This is a genomic window from Pseudoalteromonas aurantia 208, assembly GCF_014858725.1.
In the GTDB taxonomy this organism is placed as follows: domain Bacteria; phylum Pseudomonadota; class Gammaproteobacteria; order Enterobacterales; family Alteromonadaceae; genus Pseudoalteromonas; species Pseudoalteromonas aurantia.
On sequence record NZ_AQGV01000002.1, the window covers coordinates 1 to 800 of the forward strand.

Sequence of the window (800 nt, forward strand, 5' to 3'; positions counted from 1 at the left end):
TAGTTAATAGCTATTAGCTGTGACGTTACTGACAGAAGAAGCACCGGCTAACTCCGTGCCAGCAGCCGCGGTAATACGGAGGGTGCGAGCGTTAATCGGAATTACTGGGCGTAAAGCGTACGCAGGCGGTTTGTTAAGCGAGATGTGAAAGCCCCGGGCTCAACCTGGGAACTGCATTTCGAACTGGCAGACTAGAGTGTGATAGAGGGTGGTAGAATTTCAGGTGTAGCGGTGAAATGCGTAGAGATCTGAAGGAATACCGATGGCGAAGGCAGCCACCTGGGTCAACACTGACGCTCATGTACGAAAGCGTGGGGAGCAAACGGGATTAGATACCCCGGTAGTCCACGCCGTAAACGATGTCTACTAGAAGCTGGGGTCTTCGGACAACTTTTTCAAAGCTAACGCATTAAGTAGACCGCCTGGGGAGTACGGCCGCAAGGTTAAAACTCAAATGAATTGACGGGGGCCCGCACAAGCGGTGGAGCATGTGGTTTAATTCGATGCAACGCGAAGAACCTTACCTACACTTGACATACAGAGAACTTACCAGAGATGGTTTGGTGCCTTCGGGAACTCTGATACAGGTGCTGCATGGCTGTCGTCAGCTCGTGTTGTGAGATGTTGGGTTAAGTCCCGCAACGAGCGCAACCCCTATCCTTAGTTGCCAGCACATAATGGTGGGAACTCTAAGGAGACTGCCGGTGATAAACCGGAGGAAGGTGGGGACGACGTCAAGTCATCATGGCCCTTACGTGTAGGGCTACACACGTGCTACAATGGCGCATACAGAGTGCTGC

Annotated in this window: 1 rRNA gene; it reads left to right on the forward strand. The window is 52.2% G+C overall.

What is annotated here, in order from left to right:
• Window positions 1-800 (forward strand): 16S ribosomal RNA (locus PAUR_RS00010); the annotation flags it as partial.